The organism is Archangium sp. (genome assembly GCF_057119385.1).
Genome location: NZ_DBNGVP010000176.1, coordinates 16,623 through 38,797, shown reverse-complemented (window position 1 = coordinate 38,797; position 22,175 = coordinate 16,623). Strand labels below are relative to the sequence as shown.

The window sequence follows — 22,175 nt, the reverse complement described above, 5'->3', positions numbered from 1 at the left end:
GCGCCATGGACCAGCCCAAGCCCTCCACCGTCCTGCTCATCCTGGCGGTGTTCGCCTGCGTCATGATGTACGTGCTGGGCCTGGGCCTGGGCGCGCAGGATCGTTCCTCCAGGAGCACCAACCCGGTATCGAAGGAGGAGCGCGAGCAGTGGCGCGAGCGCTTCGTCAAACCGAGGCCGGTGGCGGAGGAGGACCTGAAGACCACGGGCTGCGTGCTGTCCGAGGGCACGGTACGGGTGGCGCGGGGAGGGGCGTGCCGGGTGGACATCGCGAAGTCGGGAGTGCGGGTGCGCACGGTGAACGTGGAGCCGCTGTCGGGGAGTCTGGTGGACGTGCGGCTCGAGCCGAAGGGCGGGCCCGCGGTCCCGGCCACCATCGATGGCCTGGGCGAGCGCCGGGGGCTGGATGTGCCGGAGGAGGGGGCCCTGCTGTCGCTGACGTGCACCCGGGGAGTGGGGAACGGCGCCGAATGCCTGGTGAAGCTGCGCTGAAGCTCAGGCCGCGGTGCGCTTGAGCTTGAGCACCCGGAGGATGGAGACGAGCGCGCCGATGAAGAGCACCACGGCCCAGATGAGGCCGAGGATGGAGACGATGATGGCGCCCACGGCGTCGGTGATGCTCACGAGGATGATGGGCACCCAGCCGTGCAGGATGCTGAGCAGGGCGCCAGCCACCAGGGAGGTGAGGAAGAGCAGCACCAGCCCCTTGTTCTGGAGGAATCGGGGCTGGGCGAGCACGAGGCAGACACCGGCGGCCACCTTGAAGGCCATGAGCAGGCCGAGCGTGGCGGAGGCGCCACCGCGGTTGAAGAAGCCCCAGATGGCCAGGTAGGCGATGGTGCCGAAGGGCACCGCGGTGAACAGGGACACCATGAGCAGCAGCAGGCCGATGGCGCCCACCAGCATGGCGATACCGGCCAGCAGGGCGACGATGGCGCCCACGAGCGATACCACGCCCTGCACCTGACCCTGGACGCGCTCGGGGATGAGCAGGCTGGCGCCCATGAGTCCGAGGGTGAGCAGCAGGAGCCCGTCGACGAGCGCGAGGTAGGGAATGCCGAGCCCGGGAGTCGGGGGGTTCTCGCGTTGCATGGCGAGCACCTCGTCGACACTGACATCATCCTGAGCGCCCTCGCCGCGCAGGTTGGCTTCGATGTCCGCGCGGCTGGCGACGGGGCGGGGCAGGAGGATGGATGCACCTACTTCGACGAGCACACAAAGGCCGAGCAACACCAGTGCCGCGATGAACAGTGGCTTGCGCAGCTCCATGTGTGGACTCCCCCCGGCTCACGCCTGCCGCCCCGAGCCGCGCGGGAGGATAAGCATGGGGGAGCGCGCGGGCCGGAGGTGGAGGGAGACCTGTTCTGAAGACGAACGCGCGCTCCGCCTATTGGCCGGTTTGCGCGCCGGAGACGTGGGTGAACCCGGAGGCGGTGAGCGTGCAGAACCGCTGCGGGCACGAGTCGTCCGTCGTCCCGGCGACGATGTACATGGCCGGCAGGTTGGTGGGGACGGCGCCAGGGTACGCCAGCGCGGTGACTCCCCACTTGCAGCCGTCGAGCTCGAGGTTCTCCTCGTTCGCGCCGCAGATGACGCGGTACGCGTTGGCGTAGGTGACGACACACTGGAGCGAGCGCTCTCCGCCGGCCTTCGCCTGCCTCGAGTCGAGGACGAGGTTCTTTCCGCCGCCGTAGCGCGCGAGCAGGCCCGCCGGGCAGTCACCCTCCGTCTGCCAGTTGGCGATGCTCCAGGTCTGCTCGGTGTACTTGTCACTGGGGAAGGGGAATCCGCAGATGAAGGACGAGTTGTTGGAGCGGACCTTGTCCGCGCAGTCGTCGGTGGAGGCGGAGAAGCGCCCCTCGACGCGGTGGCCCTCGGGCGACGTGCCCTCGGCGCTGCCCTCCCAGCGGAAGGGGTAGGAGCCGTTGTTCTGCCACTTCACCCGGTCCACCTTCACCGTCCAGCTCAGCGGCTTCGCCGTGGCGACCGTGCCGTCTCCGAGGTGGAGGTTCCCCGACGTCGTGTACCTGCCCGCCTGCAGGGGGACGAGGTACATCGACGCGCCGACGGGGACGCGGGTGTTCCACTCGGCGATGTCCGGCCAGCTCGCGAGCGCGCGCTGCGAGCCGTCGTAGCTGAAGCCCGAGTCATCCGACAGGGAGTGGGTGGACTTCGTGCCGTCGGGGCGCGTGAGGGTGAGCTCGAAGGAGCGGCCACTGTCGACGCAGCCAGCGGCGAGGCTGGAGCACAGCAGGAGGAGGGAGGGGCGCGAAATGGTCATGGAGCCAAGAAAAGGACAAAGGGAGCCTGGATGTCGAGCCGCACCGGGACGAGGCTGGAAAGCGCTTCGTGTCCCGCTCGCCGGCTTGCCATGGGCGGGCCCCTGCACTAGTGCTCCCTTCATGGCCGACGTGCTTCCCGAGGCGTTCCTCCGTGCTGTTGCCGATGGTTTCCCCGCGGACTTCCTGACCCGCGAGCCTGGCGAGCTCCAGGAGTACGGGCGCGACTGGACGCGCGTGCATACCCCCGCTCCCAGCGCGGTGGCCTTCCCGCGCACCACGGACGAGGTGGCGCGGCTGCTGGCGCTGTGCAACCAGTACCGGGTGCCGGTGGTGCCCTCGGGCGGGCGCACGGGCCTGGCGGCCGGAGCGGTGGCCGCTCGGGGCGAGCTGGTGCTGTCCCTCCAGCGGATGAACCGGATGGAGCCGGTGGAGCTGCTCGGCAACACGGTGCGCGTGCAGGCCGGGGCCGTCACCGAGGCCGTGCACCAGCACTGCGCCGAGCACGGCCTCACGTGGCCGGTGGACTTCGCCTCCAAGGGCTCGAGCCAGGTGGGCGGCAACATCGCCACCAACGCGGGCGGGGTGAAGGTCATCCGCTACGGCCTCACGCGCCAGTGGGTGCTGGGCCTGCAGGTGGTGACGGCGCAGGGGCAGGTGCTGGAGCTCAACGGCGCGCTGGAGAAGAACAACACCGGCGCGGATCTGCGGCAGCTCTTCATCGGCAGCGAGGGCACGCTGGGCATCATCACCGAGGCCACGCTCAAGCTGACGCCGCTGCCGGGCAAGCAGGACGTGTTCCTCTTCGCCGTGCCGGACGTGGCCGCCGTGCTGCGGCTGTTCCGCGAGGCCCGCCGTGCTCCGCTGCTGCTGAGCGCCTACGAGTTCTTCACCGACAAGTGCCTGGCGCGGGTGCAGCGCCACCGCAAGCTGCGCTCGCCCTTCGAGGCCCCGAGCGGGTGCTACGTGCTGATGGAGGCCGAGGGCAAGGACGCCGCCGAGGTGGAGGGCTGGTTGGGCTCGCTCTTCGAGAAGGGGCTGGTGACGGACGGCACCATGGCGCAGAGTCCCTCGCAGGCCAGCGAGCTGTGGGCCCTGCGCGAGAGCATCAGCGAGAGCCTGTCCGCCACGGGGTTGCCGCACAAGAACGACGTGTCGCTGCCGGTGGCGAACCTGGAGGCCTTCTGCTCGGAGATGGACGCCGTCTTCGGCGAGCGCTACCCGGGGTGGGAGATCGCCCTGTTCGGCCACATCGGGGACGGCAACCTCCACATCAACATCATGAAGCCCGAGGGCATGGAGAAGGCCGAGTTCCTCGCGCACACGAAGAAGGCCGACCCCACGATGTTCGAGCTGGTGCGCAAGCACGGCGGCAGCATCTCGGCCGAGCACGGCATCGGCCTGCTCAAGAAGGACTACCTGTCCTTCTCGCGCTCTCCCGCCGAGCTCGAGATGCTGCGCACGCTCAAGCGCGCCCTGGACCCGAACAACATCCTCAACCCGGGGAAGATCCTCGACGTGTAGTGGCCCCTTCCTCTTCCCGACGCCAGGACCCGTCACGTGACGTTTCACGTAGGTTGCTTCCGGATGACTTCGGAAGTAATCTCCTCGTGAGACGACGTGCCTGCTGCCCGGATACCGGGAGGGCAGGCCGCCATGCATGTCCACGGCCCCGCATTGCCGAGAATCACGGCTCCCGGGGACTGGCATCGCGGACGCGGAGGGAAGATGCTGAGTCCTGGAACGACGGATTGGACTGGATCGACGGACTGGAGAGGACGCGCTGGGATGGCGGAGGAAAAGCCCCCTCATCGTGAGGCGACCTACGAGGAGCTCATCGCCCTTCCCGCACACGTGGTGGGGGAGCTCCTCGAAGGAGAGTTCATCGCCTCACCCCGGCCCGCGAGCCCTCACTCGGCCGCCAGCTTCGCGCTCGCCATGGAACTGGGCGGTCCCTTCCAGCGAGGCAAGGGCGGTCCGGGCGGCTGGTGGTTCTTCAACGAGCCGGAGCTGCACTTCGGCAAGAACGTGCTGGTGCCGGACCTGGTGGGTTGGAAGCGCTCGCGCATGCCCGTGCGCTCCGACGTGGCCCACTTCACCCTCGCTCCGGACTGGGTCTGCGAGGTGCTCTCCCCGTCGACGGCCCGCATCGACCGGACCGTGAAGAAGCGCCTCTACGCCCGGCAGGGGGTGGAGTTCGTCTGGCTCGTGGATCCGGTGCTCCGCATCCTGGAGGTCCTCCAGCGCCACGAGGGCCGCTGGTTGGAGCGGGGCTCCTGGAGCGGCAACGCCCGCGTCCGCGCCGAGCCTTTCGAGGCCCTCGAGCTGGAGCTCGAGGCCCTCTGGTTCTCCGAGTCGCCCGAGCCCGGTTAGGACACGATGCGCGTCTTGATGTCCGTCTGCAGGCCCGCGATGGCGTGGCACACCGGGTCGGCCACGTCCTGGTCCAGGTCCATCACCAGGTAGCCGATGTTCGCGTCCGTGCTCAGCACCTGCGCGTGGATGTTGGCGTTGAGGTCCGAGACGATCCGGTTGATGTCGCGGAGCACGCCCGGCGTGTTGCGGTGCACGTTGAGGATGCGGTGCGTGTTGGCGATCAGCGGCGTCTCCACCTGCGGGAAGTTCACCGCCCCCGTCGTGGCCCCGCTCCTCACGAACTTGATCAGCGACGTGGCCACCTCCTTGCCAATCGCCGCCTGCGCCTCCTCCGTGGAGCCGCCGATGTGCGGGGTGAGGATGACGTTGGGCAGTCCCTGCAGCTCGGTGACGAAGCCGTCGCTGTTCGTCTCCGGCTCCGTCGGGTAGACGTCCACCGCCGCCCCTCCCAGGTGGCCCGAGCGCAGCGCGTTCGCCAGCGCGGGAATATCCACCACCGTGCCCCGGCTCGCGTTGATGAGGCAGCTGCCCTTGCGCATCCGCGCCAGCTCGTTGGGGCCAATCATCCACTCGGTGGACGGCAGGGCCGGCACGTGCAGCGTCACGAAGTCCGAGCTCTCCAGCAGCTCGCCCAGGTTGGCCGTGGGCCGCGAGTTGCCCAGCGGCAGCTTCGTCATGACGTCGTAGAAGATGACGCGCATGCCCATGGACTCGGCCAGCACGCCCACCTGGGTGCCGATGTGCCCGTAGCCGACGATGCCCAGCGTCTTGCCGCGCACCTCGTGGCTGCCCGTGGCCACCTTGCGCCACTGGCCCAGGTGCACCTCGCGGTTGCGGTCTCCCAGCTGGCGCGTGAGCATGACGATCTCCGCGATGACCAGCTCCGCCACGCTGCGCGTGTTGCTGAAGGGCGCGTTGAAGACGGGCACGCCGTGGATGTTGGCCGCCTTCAGGTCCACCTGGTTGGTGCCGATGCAGAAGGCTCCCACCGCCAGCAGGTTGGGTGCCTTGGCCAGCGCCGGCTCCCACACGTTCGTCTTGCTGCGGATGCCCAGCAGGTGCACGCCCTGAATCCGCTCCTCCAACTCCTCGGGCTTGAGCGCTCCCTTGAGCCGCTCCACGGAGAAGCCCTCCGCCGCGAGCATCTCCTCGGCGGACGCGTGGATGTTCTCCAGCAGCAGGACCTTCAGGGGGCCTTCGATGGACACCGGGGTGGAGGGCGACGGGAACTTGGGCGTGCTCATATGAAGCACCGCGTTAGATCCCGCCCCCCGGGCTGTCAAGCGTCTGCTACGCCCACACCGGGGCCGCCCGCCACGAGGACGAGCGGCCCGGTACCTCCCGGTGTGAGCTACTGGAGGGTGTAGGCCACCGTTCCGCTGCAGCTGTTGCTGGAGTAGCAGCCGGCGCGGATCTGATACGAGCCGCCCGCACCCGCGGGGACGGTGTACGTGAGGTACGACAGGGTGCCGCAGCCGCTGCCGTCGTCGTTGAAGGCCACCTGCGTGCCCGAGGGGCCGTACAGCCGCAGGTAGGTGTCACCCGTACCGGAACCACCGGCCACCGTGCAGGTGCCCAGCCGGATGACCTGGCCGGCCGCCGCCGTGACGCTCTGGTTGACGGTGTTCTGCTGGGCGCTGTTGGTGTTGCTGGCGCTGAAGTTGAACGAGCCGCTGGTGCCACCGCCCGGGGTGCCCGGCGTCACCTTCCACACCACGGTGCCGCCGCAGCTGCCGCTGGAGTAGCAGCCACCGCGGATGGTGAAGGAGCCGGCCGCCGGCACGGTGTACTTGATGTAGGAGCCACGGCCGCCGCACGAGTCATCGTTGGAGGCCACCTCGCCCGCGGCGCCGTTGAGGCGCAGGAAGGAGTCCCCGTCCACCGTGGCGCCGTCCACGCCGCAGGTGCCCACCTCCACCACGTCGCCCGCGGCGAACGTGAGCGTCTTGTCCACCGTGTTCTGCTGGGCGCTGTTGGTGTTGGTCGCGGTGTACGCGTACGAGTTGGCCGGCGGCGGAGGAGGCGGCGGCAGGCCCGTGCACAGCCGCGCGCTGCTGTTGTTCATCGCGGTGCAGGCGGCGCGGATGGCCGGGAAGACGTAGGTGACGTCCTCGCCGCGGCAGCCCGTCTCGGTGCACACGTTCACCACGCGGCAGCTGCCGCTGGTGACGTAGTCCGTCTCGCCACGCACGAGGATGCCCGCCACCGTGTAGCCGTTCGTCTCGTACACGCCCGAGCCCGAGTTGCCACCGAAGGTGTCCGTGGTGGCGATGAAGTAGTCCAGCGTGCCCGAGCGCGTGTCACGCACCGAGCCGCCCGAGTCGATCTTGAAGGGGATGCCGCTGCCGCTGCCGATGACGGCCACGTTCTGCCCCACCGCCAGCGCGGTGTTGCCCGTGCGCACCGGCGCCGGGGTGAAGCGCGGCGCCGCCGAGCGGTCCAGCCGCAGCACGGCGAAGTCCAGGTTCTGCCCGTTCACCGTGGCCTGCTGGCGCGCGACGATGGAGACGCAGCTGAAGATGTCCGCCGTGGTGACCGGCTGCAGCGTGCCCGCCGCGGGGCGGTAGTAGTTGAAGACGAGCCGGGTGTTGGTGCAGTCCGTGGCGCTGGTGACGCAGTGGCCCGCGGTGAGCACCAGGTCGTCATCGATGAGCGTGCCCGAGCAGAAGGCCGCCGTCGGATCATCCCGGAAGCGCTCGGTGGTGCACAGGTTGTAGGAGGTGCCCAGGTTCGAGCCGTTGAAGGTGACGTTGTTGGGGTTGGTGGCGTTGAAGTCGGACGGGTTCATCAGCGCCACCGTGGCCTGCTGGGCGCGCAGGCGCAGCGTGGCGTCCGGGTGCGCGTAGACGTCCTGGCGGTTGTCCGTGCCGTAGACGACTTCGCTCTGCTTCTGGCCGAGCTCCGGGGCCTGCGTGCCCTGGGCCGCGTCCAGCTCCTCCGCCGGGCCGCAGCCCGCCGCGAGCGTGAGGGTCCACAGCACCGCGCCCACGAGGGGCCGGGCCGTCCGCCCGTACCGGGGATGTCGCATGGTGATTCGCTCCTGTCTTCTTGGGGGGGTGAGAAAACGCGCCAGACTCGGAAGCCGGGCAACCCCATGATGCCTCAAATAAACCCTACGAGGGCATACGTTTGACGGAGCGTGCGTGCGAGGCCGTCCCGCGGGGGCGGCGGGCTACTCGTCGTCGGGGTTGCGCAGCCAGGCCAGGGCGGCCTCGCGCGTCTCGAAGGTGCGCGTGGGGATGGTGAGCATGGCCTGCTTCGTCATGCGCCAGGCCTGGAGGCCGGAGGCGGCATCGCTCACCACGCGCGCCGAGCGCTTCATCCCGTGCAGCTGCGCGTAGGCGTTGAGGCTGGCCATGGTGGCCACCATCTCCGGCGGCATCACGCGCAGCTGCCCCTGGTCCACCAGCGCGCTCCAGGGGCCGCCCATGCGGATGATCGTCTCGCGGATGCGCTTGAGGTAGTCCGTCACGTCCTCCGCCGTGGGCTGCGGGGGATAGACGACGTCGATGATGCGGTCTGCCTCGTAGACGTTGATCTGAAAGGGCATGCGGGGCGCACTCTAGCCTCAGACAGGCCCAGGTCGAAAACCCCGTCAGCTCCCCGGGCCCCGGACGTCCCTGGAACCGGGCCACTCGCGGCCAGGAAGGGGGAGCGTCATGAACAAGAAGCTGTATGTGCTGAGTGCGGTGTTGGGGTCTCTGCCGGCCCTGTTTCCGGTGACGTGCTCCCCGTGGGCGCCTTCCGGGCAGAAGCGGGAGGAGGAGTCGCGGGGCGGTGCGTCGCGGCGGACGGAGCGGTTCATCGGCGGCAACGAGGCCGCGGTTCCCCCGTCGCCGCAGGGGGGGCCGGGCCTGGAGCCCGGCGTCCCGGCGCACCCGTGCGAGCTCATCACGGTGATGCAGGTGCCGTGTGACCCCGCCGCGGCCACGTGCGAGTACACGTACTGGCAGTGCCCCGAGAGCGTGGAGCCGCTCCGGGCGTAGCCCGGTGGCCTGCCTGTCCTACGCCCCGGTGGGCGAGCCGTGGGCCGCAGGGGCGGGGGTGTTCTTGGCGCCCCCCTTCCCGGGTTCATAGCTTCGCACAGGCCCCGGGCTCGGCTCGTGCCGGGCCGGGAGCCGTGCCCGGAGGTTGCGTATGGGGACGCGAGTGAAGGTCTTGGGAGCGGTCATGCTGGCGGCGGTGCTGGGCGGCGCGGGGTGCGCGGGGCCGAAGGAGGCGGCGCGGGATGTCGAGTCCGCGGTGCCCGGCCTCTCGCAGAAGGAAGAGGGCGTGGTGACGAACATCGACAAGGACGCCCACCGCATCGCCGTGAAGAGCGTGAGCGAGCCGGCCGCGCAGGAGGTGTGGTTCGCCCTCACCCCGGACACGAAGCTGGAGCGCGACGGGCAGCTGGTGACGTGGGATGACATCAACGAGGGCACGCCGGTGCGCGTGAGCTTCGAGCCGGCCGCGGGCGCCGAGAAGACGTACAAGGTGGAGCTCCTCACGGGCCAGAAGGCGGAAGAGGTGAAGCAGAAGGCCGAGCTCCTCGGCCACTAGCCTGGCGCGGGCGTCCGGGTGGGAGCGGGAATGCGGCGAGCGGGGTGGGGAGTGCTCCTCGCGCTCGGCGTGGGGAGCCAGGTGGCGGGGGCGGCGCCCTGGTCCCATCTGCGCGAGCTGTCCGTCACCGCGGGGGCCGGCGTGGAGGGCTACACCCTCGACCTGGCGCCGCTCATCGACCCGGGGGTCACGTACGGGGTGATGCTGGACGTGCTGCCCCCTCCGTTGCTGGGCGTGCTGGACGTGGGCCTGGAGGTGGGCTTCTCGGGCGCGGTGAACGGGCTCGACACGCGCGCTCCCCAGGCCTCGGCGGATGGCGTGGAGCTGGTGCGCCACGGCGTCCACGCGGCGGCCACCGTGGGCCTCCTCCACTCGGTGGTGCGGCCCTACCTGATGGGCGGCCTGGGCCTCAGCGTCTACAACATCCGCGGCACCGTGCGGGGTTTCGGTGATGACCTCGTGGGCAATGTCCCGCTCGGAGCCGGCGTGCGCGCGTCCTGGCGGGGCCTCACCGCGGACGCGCGCCTCAACTACACCGTCCTCTTCGATCAGCGCTACGCCACCGGCGCGCCCGTGTCCAACGTGGGCGAGCCCCCGGCGCTCACCATCGGCAAGGCGGGCCGTTATTCCGGCACGCTCAACCTCGGCGTGACGTGGTGACGGCCCGGCCCTCTCGTAAGATGAATCGCCTGCCGGACACTCTACCTACGGGGAGCGGCCCTCCCGATTTCCCTCCCTCCCACCCCTGAATTTCTTCCCGCTTACCGGCGGGGCCCCTCGGGGCGAGGAGCCCAACCCCTTGGAATCCATGAGGTGGGGCGTGGCACGCGACGCGCAATGAGAAGCGCACGGGTTGGGGGTCGGGGGTGGGTTGAGGGGATTGGGGCCGGGAGCGCTCGGGCGGGTCGGGGTGGTGTGGGGCTGGGGGGCGCCCGAGCGCGTGCAGTGTGTTGGGGGCGTGCGGCGTGGGGGGTGGTCGTGGGCGTGCGGCGGATGCGGCTGGGCGAGCTGTGGGTAGCGAGCGGGCTGTTGGCGTCGGCGCAGGTGGAGACGGCGCTCGCCTTCCAGGCGCGGTGGCGGTGCAGGTTGGGGGAGGCCGCGGTGCGGATGGGACTGCTCGGGCCGGAGCAGCTGCTCATCTCGTTGGCTCGTCAGCTCCAGGTCCCCTTCATCCGCCGCGAGGGACTGGAGCGCGTTCCCGAAGGCATGGTGCGGTGCGTGCCGCCGCGGGTGCTCGAGCGCCTGCGGATGTGCCCGTTGCGGGTGGAGTGGCGGGACGAGGTGCGCGGCACCGTCTTCGTGGCCACCAGCGAGCCGGGCAACCTGGTGAAGCTCGATGACATGTCCTTCGCCACCGGCTGCTCCGTGCGCCCGGTGCTCGCGCTCGCCGAGGACATCGAGCACCTGCTGCGGCGCGTGGGCATCCTCGCCACGCACTCGCGCGTGCGCTCCATCGAGCTGAACCCCGAGGACGCACACGTGCGCTTGAACATCACCCGGGACTATTTCGCGCTGTGAGCCGGTGTATGTAGAGCGTTCCGCGACGCCTTCCATTTTGGATCACACGCCTTCCTGCCCACCAGGGCAGCACAGGGCCGGTGGCCCACTCCAAGGGAAGGGAGTGGAAGGTCTCTTCGTTTTGGTGGCGATGGAAGGACCTCCCTCCTCTTCGAGCGATGCTGTTTCTCCTGGTCATGCCCCCAACCCGCGGAACAAATTGGCCTCGCCTGTGATGGAGTGGGTCGATTGGAGTGATGCCTTTGTGCGGGCCACGTCGTGGCTGGATGACGTCCACGCGCAAATCACCCAGGGCGGAGACGTGCAGTCCGGCATGGAGTCCCTGCACCGGGGACTGCGGACGCTGCGCCGCAAATGGGACAGGGAGGAGTGGCGGCGCTTCTGTCTGGAAGCCGTGCGCACCCACCCGTTGCGCGAAGTCATCCACCAGTGTCCCTTCACCCGTCACGCGTTCGAACGTCCACGTGGCTACGCGGGGGACGCCGAGCTCATCGACTACCTCTACAACGACCACGCGCACGTGGACGGCCTGGAGTACCAGGGCCGCGAAATCTACCGCTACATGCATGACCAGCCGAGCGCGCGCAGCGTGCGCGAGCGGCGTGAGTTGCTGGCGGCGGAGCTCGACGCCACCGCCGAGCGCGTGCACCTGCCGCGCATCCTCTCCGTGGCGTGTGGCCACCTGCGCGAGGCGGAGCTGTCCACGGCCGTGCGAGACCACCGGCTCGGCGAGCTGATTGCCTTCGATCAGGATCCGCTCTGCCTGGCGGAGATCGCCCGGGTGTTCCCCACCGGCCCGGTGCGGACGGTGTGCGGCTCGGTGCGCTCCATGCTCCTGGGGAAGACGTCCTTCCGGGACATGGACTTCGTCTACTCGGCCGGCCTGTACGACTACCTGGCCGAGGGCACCGCCGCGCGGCTCACCCGGCTGCTCTTCCACATGCTGCGCTCGGGCGGGAAGCTGCTGGTGGCCAACTTCGCCGTCTTCCCTCCCGAGACGGGGTACATGGAGGCCTTCATGGACTGGTGGCTCGTCTACCGCGACGAGAACCAGATGAGGGCCCTCACCGCGGAGATCGATCCCTCGGAGCTGGCCGAGGTGAAGCTCTTCCGCGACAGCGTGGACAACGTCATCTACCTGTCGCTCACCCGCCGTTGAGGGCGGGGGCGCCGGCTAGTGCGTCTCATGCGCCTCGCGCGGCTCCTCGGGGCCGTGGCGGGGCAGCGTGACGGTGAAGGTGGCGCCCTTGCCCAGGGCGCTCTCCACCTCGATGGTGCCGCCCAGCGCCTGGACGATCTCCCGGACGATCCACAGCCCGATGCCGAAGCCACCGTAGTGGCGCACGGACACGGCGCGCTCGAAGCGCTCGAAGATGCGTGCCGCGTCCTCCTCGGCGATGCCGATGCCCTCGTCTCGCACACGCAGGCGCGCCTGGGTGGCGTCGCCCTCGACGGTGATTTCAATGGGCCGGCCCGCGCCATATTTCGTCGCGTTGGTGAGCAGGTTGACCACCACCTGCTCCAGCCGCATGGCGTCCCAGTGGCCCACGATGGAGGCGGGCAGGTTCAGCCGCAGGTCGCACTCGGCGCGGTTGAGCGCCTCGCGCGAGCGCTCCACCACCCCGCGCACCAGGTGCACCAGGTCCACGTCCTCGAGCTTGCCCAGCATCTGCCCCTGGGCGATGCGCGAGATGTCCAGCAGCTCGTTCACCAGCTTGCCCAGGCGCTGCGTCTGGAGGTTGGCGGACTCCAGCTTGGCGCCGAGCCGCTCCGGGGGCAGCCGCTCCAGCCCCTGGCGCACCTGGGACATGAGGCCCTGGATGTGGAGCTGCAGCGAGGTGAGGGGCGTCTTCAGCTCGTGCGCGGCGATGGAGAGGAAGTCATCGCGGCGGCGCACCGCCTCCTGCTCCTCGCGGTAGAGCCGGCCCCGCTCCTCGGAGAGGGCGGCCATGCGCTCGAAGCCCTCGGCGTTCTCCAGGGCGGCGCCCGCCAGGATGCAGACGAAGGAGGCCAGCCGCTCCTCGTCCTCGCCGAAGAGCTCGCCCACCTGCCGGTGGCTGACGCACACGCAGGCCACCGTCTTGCCGCGCACCTGGATGGGGGCGCACAGCAGCGAGCGCACGCCGAGCAGCTCCATGCTCTCGCTGACGCCACCGGGCATGCCCTGGCCCATCACCGCCGGACGCCCCGTCTCCAGCGTCCGGGCGATGGCGGTCCGGCCCACGCCCGCCGCGGCCAGCTCGTCCTCGGGCAGCAGCGCCTCCGGGTCGAACACCACGCAGTGCTCCGGGCGCAGCAACTCCATCATGGAGCGGCGCGCGGCGTCGAACACCGCCTCGCGGGTGAGGGCGGAGGCGATGCGCCGGCCCGCGTCCAGCACGCGGGGGAAGCGGTCCGCCAGGGACAGCGTGTCCGAGCGCTCCGAGCTCCCGGGGCCCTCCTGGCCCAGTCCCTGCTCCAGTTCCTGCAGCTCGCGGGTGGCCGTCTCCTGGTCCGTGGCGGCGCCCGGCCAGCCGAGTGCCCGGCCCACCTGCCCACGCGCCAGCAGCGTCTGGGCGCGCTCGTGGCGCATGCCCAGCTCGTTGGCCACGTTCAGGCTCTGCTCCAACCAGCGGCGCGCGCGGCGCGCATGGCCGGACATGGCCGCCAGCAGGGCCCGCTCGCGCAGGGCGTGCGGGAGGTTGTTGCGGTAGGTGTTCGCCACGTCGTGCGCGCGCCGGGCCACGTGCTCGGCCCGCTTCAGCAGCGCCTTGCGCTCATGGGGCGCCAGCGAGGACACCTGCTCGACGCGCTGGCGCAGCGCGGTGGCCAGCCAGCCCGGAATGGGCGCCACGTACTCCGAATGCAGGTGGGCCGCCTCGGCGATGCGCTGTGCCTCCTCCAGCGTGGCCACCGCGCCCTCGGCGTCCCCCTCGCGCAACTGGCGGATGGCCTCCGCCTGGAGCACGCCCGAGTGCGATTGCGGATCCGCCTCCGGGTTGGAGATCTCCCCCTCGAGCAGCCCGCGGGGGATGCGGCCTCCGGAGGCCTTGCCCCAGGCCTCCAACGCCAGCCGCACCGCGTACCGGTCTCCAATGGCCAGTGCGTCGCCATGCAGCCGTTGGCTGGCCTCCAGCGCTTCCTTCAACTTCCCCTGCCGGTACAGGCACATGATGGTGTTGAAGGTGGCGTTGTTGACCTCCCAGCGGTCTCCGGTCCGGTCCAGCAGCCGCACCGCCTCGCGGCACTTCTCGATGCTCTCCTCGAAACGGCTCTCCGCGTAGAGGGCCAGGGCGTAGAAATGCAACGTTTGTCCTTGTCCCCACACGTCGCCCATCTCCCGGCGCATGGCCAGGGACTTCTCCGAGTAGGCGTTGGCCCGGCGGTACCAGGGCAGGGTGGTCATCGCGGGTGAGTGCTCCGAGTAGGCCTGGGCCAGCTCGGGCGTGGGCGGGTAGCGTTCGGCGATGTTGAGGTCTCTCAAGTGGGCCCAGAGGACGGCCATGCGGCCGCGCAGGTACCAGTAGCTGTAGGCCAGCCGGCTGTAGATATGGACGGCGAGCAGGTCCTCCTCGCTCTGCTCGAGGGGACGGCGTGCCAACCAGAGCCGGGGCAGCAGGGTATGGCCCGCCTGGACGCCGACCTCCCAGAGGGCCGCCAGGCTCAGGGCCGCGGACGAGCGGGGCATGAAGCGGCCGAGCAGCCGGAGGGCCTGCTCCATGGCCGCGTTGCCCTCGTCCACGTTGCCGCGCCGGAAGGCCAGCTCTCCCAGCTTGGCCAGCGTGCGGGCCTGGTCCAGCCGGTCATGGGCGAGCGACTGGGCGAGCGAGAGCTGCTGTTGGGCGGCGTCGTAGCGGCCGCGCAGCATGAGCACGTCACCGAAGCCGGCGCTGATGCGGAAGCGGATGCCCGGGTCGGCCCCGGCCGCGCCGCGCTCGGCGATGCGGTAGTTGTGCTCCGCCGTCTCCAGGGCGAACTGCTGCCGGGCCCGCTCGGCGGCCACCAGCGCGTAGGGCAGGGCCTGGGTGTACTCGCCCGCGGCGTCGAAGTGGTAGGCCAGCTCGAAGGGGTCCGCCGGTGGGTTGGCCGCGATGGCGCGCGCCGCCAGCCGGTGCAGCTCCCGGCGCTCCTCGGGCTTGAGCAGGCTCAGCAGCGCCTCGCGCAGCTTGTCGTGGACGAAGGTGTAGCGGCCGCCCGTGCCCTCCCACAGCATGTGCCGGCGCCGCGGCTCCACCAGCCCCGCCACCACGCGCTCGCGCGGCGTGCCGGACAGGCTCGCCACCCGCTCCAGGTCGAAGTTCTTGCCCAGCACCGCGCCCACCGACAGCAGGCGCAGGGACTCCGGCGGCAGCAGCTTCAGCCGGCGCACCAGGAAGGAGGCCGCCTGTCTCGAGGAGCGCACGTGCGCCATGGCCTCGGGCTCCACCTGCCAGCCCCGGGGGCCCGGCACCAGCGCGCCGTCCTCCACCAGCCCGTGCAGCACCGCCGAGGCCATGAAGGGATTGCCCTCGGACAGGCGCACCACCAGCTCCATCGCCTCGCGCGGCAGCGTGCCGGCCATGGACTCCAGCATGCGCGCCACGTCCGCGGGCCCGAAGGCCGTCAGCCGCAGGTGCGCCGCCGGGTTGAGCCGCCGCAGCACGTGCCCGGGGCCCACCTCCTCGCTGCGGAAGGACACGATGATCATCACGTGTCCACCCACGGTGCGGCGCGCCTGCTGCCAGCTCTCCAGCGACCGGAGCGTCGGCTCATCCGCCCACTGACAGTCCTCGAGCAGCACCACCGCGGGCTCCGCCTCCGTGCCCAGCGCGCCCAGCAGCGTGGTGAGGGCCCAGACGCCGCGGCTCTCGCCCAGGGACTCGGGGCCCAGGCCCTGCTGCGCGGGACGCAGCACCGGCTGCAACTGCGGCAGCACCGTGCACACCGAGGCGGCCTGCTCCTGCAACCGCTCGCGCAGCAGCTCCGCCAGGGCGGGCCGCTCCAGGGCCGCTGACGCGATGCCCGAGGCCACGTCCACGAAGAGCTGGAAGGGCCGTTGCGCGGACTGGGCCACGGCCTGTCCCTGCAGCAGCCAGGCCCGGTGCTGGCGCGCGCGCGTGGCGAACTCCTCCAGCAGCCGGCTCTTGCCGCCGCCGCTCTCGGCCTCCACCACCAGCAGCCGCCCCGGCTCCGTGCGGGCGCGCTCCAGCTCGCGCTCCAGCAGCGCCAGCTCCTCGTGCCGGCCCACGAAGGAGGGCTCGGTGAGGCTGTGGCGCATGTCGTGGGCGCCCGCCACCAGCTCGGGGTCCAGCTCACCCCGGGCCAGGGCCGCCTCGATGGCGCGCAGGTCCTCGCGCGCGGACTCGGCGGACTGGTAGCGGTCCTGCGGGTCCGTCTGTAGCAGCCGCGAGACGACCTCCTCCAGCGCGCGGGGCACCTCCACGCCGGTGGTGCGCAGGCGGGGCCGGGTGGTGAGGTGCTGGCGCAACACCTCGCCCACGGAGGTGCCGTCGAAGGCCGGGTGGCCGGCGAGCGCCTCGAAGAGGACGGCGCCCACCGCGTACAGGTCCGAAGTGGCCTCCACCGGACGGTTGAGGAGCCCGGCCTGCTCGGGCGAGAGGTAGCGCGCGGTGCCCACGGGCAGGTCGCGCAGGGACGGGTCCAACCGTTCACTGCGCGCCAGGCCGAAGTCCACCAGCGTGGCGCGGGTGAGGGTGGGGCGGCCCTCGACGATGATGTTGGAGGGCTTCACATCCCGGTGGAGGATGCCGTGGGCGTGCGTCTCCGCGAGGGCGGCCAGGACACACTGGCCCACGATGAGCGCCTCGGGGACGGACAGGGTGCCACTGGCGAGCCGTTCCTGGAGCGACACTCCGGCCACGAAGGGCGTCGCCAGGAAGAGCAGGTCTCCCCCGGAGCCGAAGTGCAGGACGGGGACGAGGTAGGGGCTGTGCAGGGAGCGCAGCACACCGGCCTCGTGCTCCAGGCGCTGGCGGGCGGTGGGGACCAGGGAGAGGGCGGATGTCGTCTTGATGACGAGCCGGGCCCCGGTATGCAGGTCCACCCCGAGCCACGTGGTGATGCCACGGCCCTGCTTGATGCGTTGGGTCAACTCAAAGCGGTTGCCCAGCCGCCTGCCGGGATGCGCCCCTTCCAGAGAGGGTCCAGCCTGTTCGTAGCCCTCCGCCATCAATGCCCTCCCCCTCTGGTCGCACCACCTACGGTGGTGGGGTCGGCGCGTCATCGACAAGCTTGGGACCGCCGAGTGCGGTGCCAAGGGGGGCGAGGCGGCTCATGCGCCAGAGGGTAGGGTGCTTCAAATGAGCAGGCGGGCTCGCTTCCGCATCCCCCCGGGGAGGGGCCCGTACGCCCGTGCTGTCGTCTGGAGAGCAGAGGAGCGGGCGGGCCCCGGAGTCTGGCTCGAGGCCCGTCCTTTGAATGATTCGGCGCCTCATCGGGTGACGGTGTTGTTCACCACGCGGTAGTTGCGGCCGTCGTGGTTGCCGGCGGCCGTGCCGTAGGCGCGTGTGGCTTCTACTTGTACTCCACCGTCAGCGTGGCGCCGGTGCCCTCGGTGAGGAAGAGGTACGAGGTGCCCGAGGGGTTCTGCTTGAATTGGAGGCGGGCCTGCGTCTTGCCCGTCTTGTTGAGGGAGGCCAGTCCCGAGGCGTTGAAGTCCGCCGAGCTCTGCGTGCCGGTGGTGAACTTGATGAGCTCGGCAACGGCCGAGGCGGAGGCGGCCGCGGCGTAGTCGGCGGTCTCCGTGGCGGCGCTGGTGCCGAACACTCCGTTCTTCAGGTCGATGACGAGCGTGTTGCCGGCGGCGGGGTCGGCCCACGGGTCACCGGCGGAGGAGGACAGCGTCACCTTGAGCGAGGCGCGCACGAGGGTGGCGGTGTCCGGCAGCGCCGAGGTGTCGAACGAGAAGAAGGCCCGGTTGAGCTTCGCGTCCGTGCCCTTGCCGATGGCCGGCGTGCTGATGGTGCCCACCGCGGGCGAGGTCCCATCCGCGTTGGCCTTCACGTACCCGTCATCCGCCGCGATGCTGGAGAAGGACACGGTCGTGGTCCCGCCGCTGGTGTTGCTCACGGTGACCGAGGTGTCGTTGTCCGTGCTCACGTTGTTGGCGGCGTCATAGGCCTTGGCCATGATCGAGTGGCTGCCGTTGGCCACGCCCGCCGTGTTCCAGGTGAAGACATACGGGGCCGCCGTGTCGGTGTCCGCCAGCGAGCCGTCGACGTAGAACTCGACCTTCTTCACACCCACGGCATCCGAGGCGCTCGCCGTTACGTCCACGGTGCCGCTGACGGTGGCGGCGTTGGCCGGGGCGGTGATGTTCACCGTGGGAGGCGTGGTGTCGGACGAGGCCGTCGGCGGGCCCACGGAGATGCTGTCCACCCACGCCTTCGCGCGGGTGAGGTTTAACACAATTCCTTGAATGCTCCTTATCCGGATTTGTGTAAGGGAATCCCTCCGTCCATGACGCGCAATGTCAAACCCTTGCGAACATGAAGCTAGCATCATGAAGACATGAACCCGGCATCAGGTTGAACCGCCGAGCATGACGCGTGACGTCAAGGACGGGCGGTGGGGAGAACCTGAACCGGGCATCATACAAACATGAGTCCGGCTTCATGTTACGGTAGTATGCCGCCGCCGCCCCGACGGCCGGCTCGAGCAGGCGCTACCCGACCCATGCAGTCCCCCACGCCTCTCGTCTTCTCCACAGGAGCCATACATGAGGATGTCCAGGTTCTCCCTCCGTTTCTACGCGACCGGTCTCGCGGCGTGCGCGCTGCTGGCGTGCGAGAAGCCCAACGGCAACGGCAATGGTAACGGGGAGGAGGAGGCTGTCGTGTCGGTGGAGGCGTGCAAGAAGCAGATCTCCGCCCGTCACGACGAGCTGGTGGCCGCTGGAGTGGACGTGGCCAGCTGGTCCTTCCGCGACGCGCCCGAGATGGCCGAGCCCTCGCTCACGGAGCGCCAGACGCCCGCGACGTACACGCAGTACGACGGCAAGTACCGCCCGCTGAGCAACCACCCCGGCTGCTCCATCGAGAACCTCTACTACGACAAGAACAACACGGCCGGCTCCACGCCGTACACGGACGGCAACAACGACGGCAAGTGGACCGGGGACGGCGTCTTCGGGGGTCCCAACAAGGCGGCCAACCACATCGACGGGGACGTGGCCCGCATCCCCGGCTACAACTGCGCCGCCAAGGAGTACACCCAGAGCAACGAGGACACCTCCAAGCCCATCGTCATCCTGGTGCACGGCAACTCCACCCGGCCGCACTCCTGGGAGAAGTTCCTCCTGCCAGCGGGCACCACCATCAACTCCGCCTTCGAGAAGGTGCAGTTCAACCCGGACACCGAGGCGCGGGTGCAGCTGGCCGAGGCGCTGATCGCCGAGCGCTACCGCGTCATCGCGGTGGACTTCCGCACGGACCTGGTCGCCACCGTGGATCCCACCGCCAACAGCAGCACGGAGAACGCGGCGGGCAACATCGACCATGGCTGGTCCACGCCCATCCTCCAGTCCCTCATCAAGGCGGTGATGCTCAACAACCCCAACCGCAAGGTGGCCATCATCGGCCACTCGCTGGGCGTGACGGTGGTGCGGGATGCGCTGCGCCGGCTGTACGTGGACTACGTGGACGGCAAGCCGGAGTCCATCAACCCCTTCACGCGGGTGAGCCACGTCATCCTCGGCTCGGGCGCCAACCACGGCGTGTCCACCTTCGATCCGCCCAGCTCCCTGTGCGCCAACAACCGCACCATGCGTGGCACCATCGTGTGCGAGATGGGCAGCCGCACCAACTACCAGCAGACGTACTTCCACAAGCCGCTCAACGGCCCCCGCGACCTGTTCGCCACGCCGTGCGCGGATGGTGACTACGCCTTCGGCAAGACGGGCCAGTGCGGCGGCAACGTGGTGAAGTACTACACCATCACCATGACGGACATCGACCAGGGCGCCAACTACCAGGACCTGTACGTGTCCGAGTCCGCCTCGCGCATCGACCTGGCGGACTGCTCGGTGAACAAGCTGACGACGCTCAACGACTACGACACCAGCGGTTACTTCAACAAGGGCTTCATCGCCAACCACTTCGGCTCCCTGCGCTCGGCGGCGGGCCTGAAGCTCACCATGGGCTATCTGGCGAAGTAGCCGCGGTCCCTGTCCGTCTTGCTCCGCCGCCCGCGCCCGTGGCTGCCGCGCGGGCGGCGGTTCCCCTTCTGGAGAGCAGCCCCCAAGAAAGTTCTCTCCCCCCCATGACTTCCTCTCTCCCCACCGCGTCTCGCGTGGCGCTCGTGTGCACGCTGGCGTCCGCGCTGCTGTCGGCTTCCGCCCACGCCCAGACCGCCGAGGCCGCCGCTCCGGCGTCCGCCGACGCGCCCGTCACGCAGGCCGCTCCCGCCGCTCCCGCCCTCACGCCGCAGGCTCCCGCGAAGCCGGATGCCGAGGCGAAGCAGGACCCGACGGCGCTGGTGCTGGGGGCGCCGACGCCCGCGACCCGGCCCCTCTTCGCCCTGGGCAGCGACACGTACTTCATCAGCCCGGTGCTCTCCATCGCGGGCGGTCTCCAGTCGGAGAACCTGCTGGTGAACCCCAACCCGGAGAAGGAGAGCCGCATCACCACGGTGGCCATCGCGCGCTTCGGCGCCGAGGGACGGCTGGGGCCCTACGTCACCTTCCGCAGCGAGTTCGAGCGCAACATCCGCAACCACGGCTCGGGCATCTGGGAGGGCACGGCCTCCATGTCCGTGCGTGACCAGGTGCTGCGCCTGCAGCGCTGGGGCGCCACGGTGGAGGCGGGCATCATCCTGGACCCGGCCAGCGTGGACTACTTCTCCGCGCACATGGGCGACGTGCTCCTGGCGGACAAGTACACGCGTGACCCGTTGCTCTACAGCGGCTTCAACCGCGGCCAGGGCGTGCAGGCGCGCTACACGCGCTGGGGCCTCACCGCCGGCCTGAGCTACACCGAGGCCAACCCGCTGAGCACCTCGGCCTCCTTCATGGTGGGTGGCTCCTTCGGCGGCAACAGCCGCTTCTGGGAGCGGCCCCTGGGCAACTTCCGCAACGGCCAGCCGGATGACGACATCCACTTCCGCGTCATCAGCCCCTCGCTCTCCTACGAGCACCCCTGGTTCGAGGTGAAGGCCATGGCCCAGGTCTTCAGCATCAACTACCAGGCCACCTCCACGCAGGATCCGCCCCTGGAGGGTTACAACCTGCGCGGCGGCGTGAAGCTCAAGCTCAAGGGCATGGTGCCGGCGCTGCCCGTGGAGGTGACGCCCTTCTTCAACGTGGCGCGCGTGCAGAACGACGTCGTCAACTCGGTGGCGGGCTACAGCAACCAGTTGCTGCGGACGCCCTTCGACGCGCTCACGATGTCGGGCGGCCTGGATGTCTTCCTCTCCGGCCGCTCGGGCGTGGGCTTCTACGTCGTACGCGTGGCGGACCACACGCCCTCCTTCGTGCCCCCCACTGGCGGCACGCCCTCCAGCGAGCCCGTCACCCGCACGGCCATGACCTACTTCAACGTGGGCGCGACATGGTGGATGTTCGACCAGGTGGCGCTGGGGGCGCGCGTGGCCACCTACGCGCGTGACATCGACGGCAAGCCGGAGCTGAAGGAGCGCGACCTGTCGGGCTTCCTCACGCTGCGCATGATTCTCTGAGAGGGATGTCCATGGGAGAGCTGACGGGAAGGACCGCGCTCGTGACGGGCGCGGCGAGTGGAATTGGCCGGGCGGTGGCCGAGGACCTGGGTGCCCGCGGGGCCCGGGTGCTGGTGTCGGACCTGGACGAGGCCGGTGCGCGCGAGGTGGCCGCGGGGATTCCGGGCGCCGTCGCGCAGCGGGCCGACGTGTCCTCGCGCGAGGAGTGCAAGGCCCTGGTGGACCGGGCCCAGCGGGAGTGGGACCGGCTCGACATCCTGGTGAACAACGCCGGGCTCCAGCACGTGTCTCCGGTGGAGGAGTTCCCGGAGGAGCGCTGGGAGCAGATGATCCGCATCATGCTGGTGGGGCCCTTCGTGCTGACGAAGCACGCCCTGCCGCTGATGTACGCGCGCAAGTGGGGCCGCATCATCAACGTGTCCTCGCTGCACGGTCTGGTGGCCTCGCCGTACAAGTCCGCCTACGTCTCCGCCAAGCACGGCCTCATGGGGCTGACGAAGACGGTGGCGCTGGAGGCCGCCGACAAGGGCGTGACGGTCAACGCCCTCTGCCCCAGCTACGTGCGCACGCCGCTGGTGGAGAAGCAGATCGCCGACCAGGCCCGCGTGCACGGCATGACGGAGACGGAGGTCATCGAGCGCGTCATGCTGGCCCCCGCGGCGGTGAAGCGCCTGCTGGAGCCGAGCGAGGTGGCCGCGTACGTGTCCTTCCTGTGCTCGGAGGCCGCGGGTGGCATCACCGGGGCCGCCCAGGTGATGGACTGCGGCTGGACGGCCCGCTGAAACGCAGCACGCGTACCACTTCATGACAG

The 22,175-nt window shown here is 70.0% G+C and carries 18 protein-coding genes; 11 read left to right on the top strand and 7 right to left on the bottom strand.

All coding sequences use genetic code 11. The features are described 5' to 3' along the window. The first annotated feature begins 5 nt into the window (after positions 1-5). Positions 6-491, top strand: coding sequence for a hypothetical protein (locus AC16DP_RS41540; RefSeq protein WP_329727265.1), 486 nt, complete (start codon positions 6-8; stop codon positions 489-491). Positions 492-494: 3 nt separating this feature from the next. Here AC16DP_RS41540 and AC16DP_RS41535 read toward each other — a convergent pair whose 3' ends face one another. Continuing rightward, a complete protein-coding gene (locus AC16DP_RS41535) occupies positions 495-1,268 on the bottom strand; it encodes a hypothetical protein (protein ID WP_329727266.1) in 774 nt (257 codons plus the stop codon). Between the two features lie 118 nt (positions 1,269-1,386). Next, entirely contained in the window at positions 1,387-2,280 is an 894-nt protein-coding gene (locus AC16DP_RS41530; protein WP_329727267.1) for a hypothetical protein, read from the bottom strand. 121 nt (positions 2,281-2,401) lie between these two features. On the opposite strand from AC16DP_RS41530, the gene AC16DP_RS41525 reads away from it, so the two are divergent. Both AC16DP_RS41525 and AC16DP_RS41520 read left to right on the top strand, forming a co-directional pair. Further along, entirely contained in the window at positions 2,402-3,802 is a 1,401-nt protein-coding gene (locus AC16DP_RS41525) for an FAD-binding oxidoreductase (protein WP_329727268.1), read from the top strand. A 264-nt stretch (positions 3,803-4,066) separates the two neighbouring features. After that, entirely contained in the window at positions 4,067-4,651 is a 585-nt protein-coding gene (locus tag AC16DP_RS41520) for a Uma2 family endonuclease (RefSeq protein WP_329727269.1), read from the top strand. Here AC16DP_RS41520 and serA read toward each other — a convergent pair. The 3 genes from serA to AC16DP_RS41505 all read right to left on the bottom strand — a co-directional run bounded on the left by serA (position 4,648) and on the right by AC16DP_RS41505 (position 8,204). Further along, on the bottom strand, positions 4,648-5,898 hold the full coding sequence (serA, locus tag AC16DP_RS41515) for a phosphoglycerate dehydrogenase (RefSeq protein ID WP_329727270.1): 1,251 nt from the start codon (positions 5,896-5,898) through the stop codon (positions 4,648-4,650). The two genes, AC16DP_RS41520 and serA, sit on opposite strands and share 4 nt — an antisense overlap. A gap of 107 nt (positions 5,899-6,005) precedes the next feature. Then, positions 6,006-7,682 carry a trypsin-like serine peptidase gene (locus tag AC16DP_RS41510; protein WP_329727271.1) on the bottom strand — a complete coding sequence of 559 codons (1,677 nt, stop codon included), beginning with the start codon at positions 7,680-7,682 and terminating at the stop codon, positions 6,006-6,008. 144 nt (positions 7,683-7,826) lie between these two features. Then, positions 7,827-8,204: a SpoIIAA family protein gene (locus AC16DP_RS41505; protein WP_329727272.1), complete on the bottom strand. Its 378-nt coding sequence runs from the start codon at positions 8,202-8,204 to the stop codon at positions 7,827-7,829. Between the two features lie 109 nt (positions 8,205-8,313). Here AC16DP_RS41505 and AC16DP_RS41500 point away from each other — a divergent pair, with 109 nt between their 5' ends. From AC16DP_RS41500 to AC16DP_RS41480, 5 genes are all read left to right on the top strand, one after another. Then, complete coding sequence (locus AC16DP_RS41500) at positions 8,314-8,640, top strand: hypothetical protein (protein ID WP_329727273.1); 327 nt, start codon at positions 8,314-8,316, stop codon at positions 8,638-8,640. A 163-nt stretch (positions 8,641-8,803) separates the two neighbouring features. Then, positions 8,804-9,196, top strand: a complete 393-nt coding sequence (locus AC16DP_RS41495) for a hypothetical protein (protein WP_329727274.1) — start codon at positions 8,804-8,806, stop codon at positions 9,194-9,196. 30 nt (positions 9,197-9,226) lie between these two features. Beyond that, on the top strand, positions 9,227-9,856 hold the full coding sequence (locus tag AC16DP_RS41490) for a hypothetical protein (RefSeq protein ID WP_329727275.1): 630 nt from the start codon (positions 9,227-9,229) through the stop codon (positions 9,854-9,856). A gap of 318 nt (positions 9,857-10,174) precedes the next feature. Next, positions 10,175-10,714, top strand: coding sequence for a GspE/PulE/PilB domain-containing protein (locus AC16DP_RS41485; protein WP_329727276.1), 540 nt, complete (start codon positions 10,175-10,177; stop codon positions 10,712-10,714). Between the two features lie 244 nt (positions 10,715-10,958). Beyond that, the gene (locus AC16DP_RS41480) at positions 10,959-11,873 is read left to right on the top strand and encodes a class I SAM-dependent methyltransferase (protein ID WP_329727277.1); all 915 of its coding nucleotides are present in this window, start codon (positions 10,959-10,961) and stop codon (positions 11,871-11,873) included. Positions 11,874-11,888: 15 nt separating this feature from the next. Here AC16DP_RS41480 and AC16DP_RS41475 read toward each other — a convergent pair whose 3' ends face one another. Further along, positions 11,889-16,862 (bottom strand): ATP-binding protein, encoded by a 4,974-nt coding sequence (locus tag AC16DP_RS41475; protein ID WP_329727278.1) that lies wholly within the window; start codon positions 16,860-16,862, stop codon positions 11,889-11,891. A gap of 344 nt (positions 16,863-17,206) precedes the next feature. Then, positions 17,207-18,100, bottom strand: a complete 894-nt coding sequence (locus tag AC16DP_RS41470; protein ID WP_329727279.1) for an Ig-like domain-containing protein — start codon at positions 18,098-18,100, stop codon at positions 17,207-17,209. A 310-nt stretch (positions 18,101-18,410) separates the two neighbouring features. Here AC16DP_RS41470 and AC16DP_RS41465 point away from each other — a divergent pair, with 310 nt between their 5' ends. The 3 genes from AC16DP_RS41465 (at position 18,411) to AC16DP_RS41455 (ending at position 22,146) form a co-directional block, all read left to right on the top strand. Further along, positions 18,411-19,847 carry an esterase/lipase family protein gene (locus tag AC16DP_RS41465; protein WP_483957048.1) on the top strand — a complete coding sequence of 479 codons (1,437 nt, stop codon included), beginning with the start codon at positions 18,411-18,413 and terminating at the stop codon, positions 19,845-19,847. Between the two features lie 104 nt (positions 19,848-19,951). Continuing rightward, a complete protein-coding gene (locus AC16DP_RS41460) occupies positions 19,952-21,364 on the top strand; it encodes a hypothetical protein (RefSeq protein ID WP_329727281.1) in 1,413 nt (470 codons plus the stop codon). 11 nt (positions 21,365-21,375) lie between these two features. Continuing rightward, a complete protein-coding gene (locus AC16DP_RS41455; RefSeq protein ID WP_329727282.1) occupies positions 21,376-22,146 on the top strand; it encodes a 3-hydroxybutyrate dehydrogenase in 771 nt (256 codons plus the stop codon). The last annotated feature ends 29 nt before the right edge of the window (positions 22,147-22,175 follow it).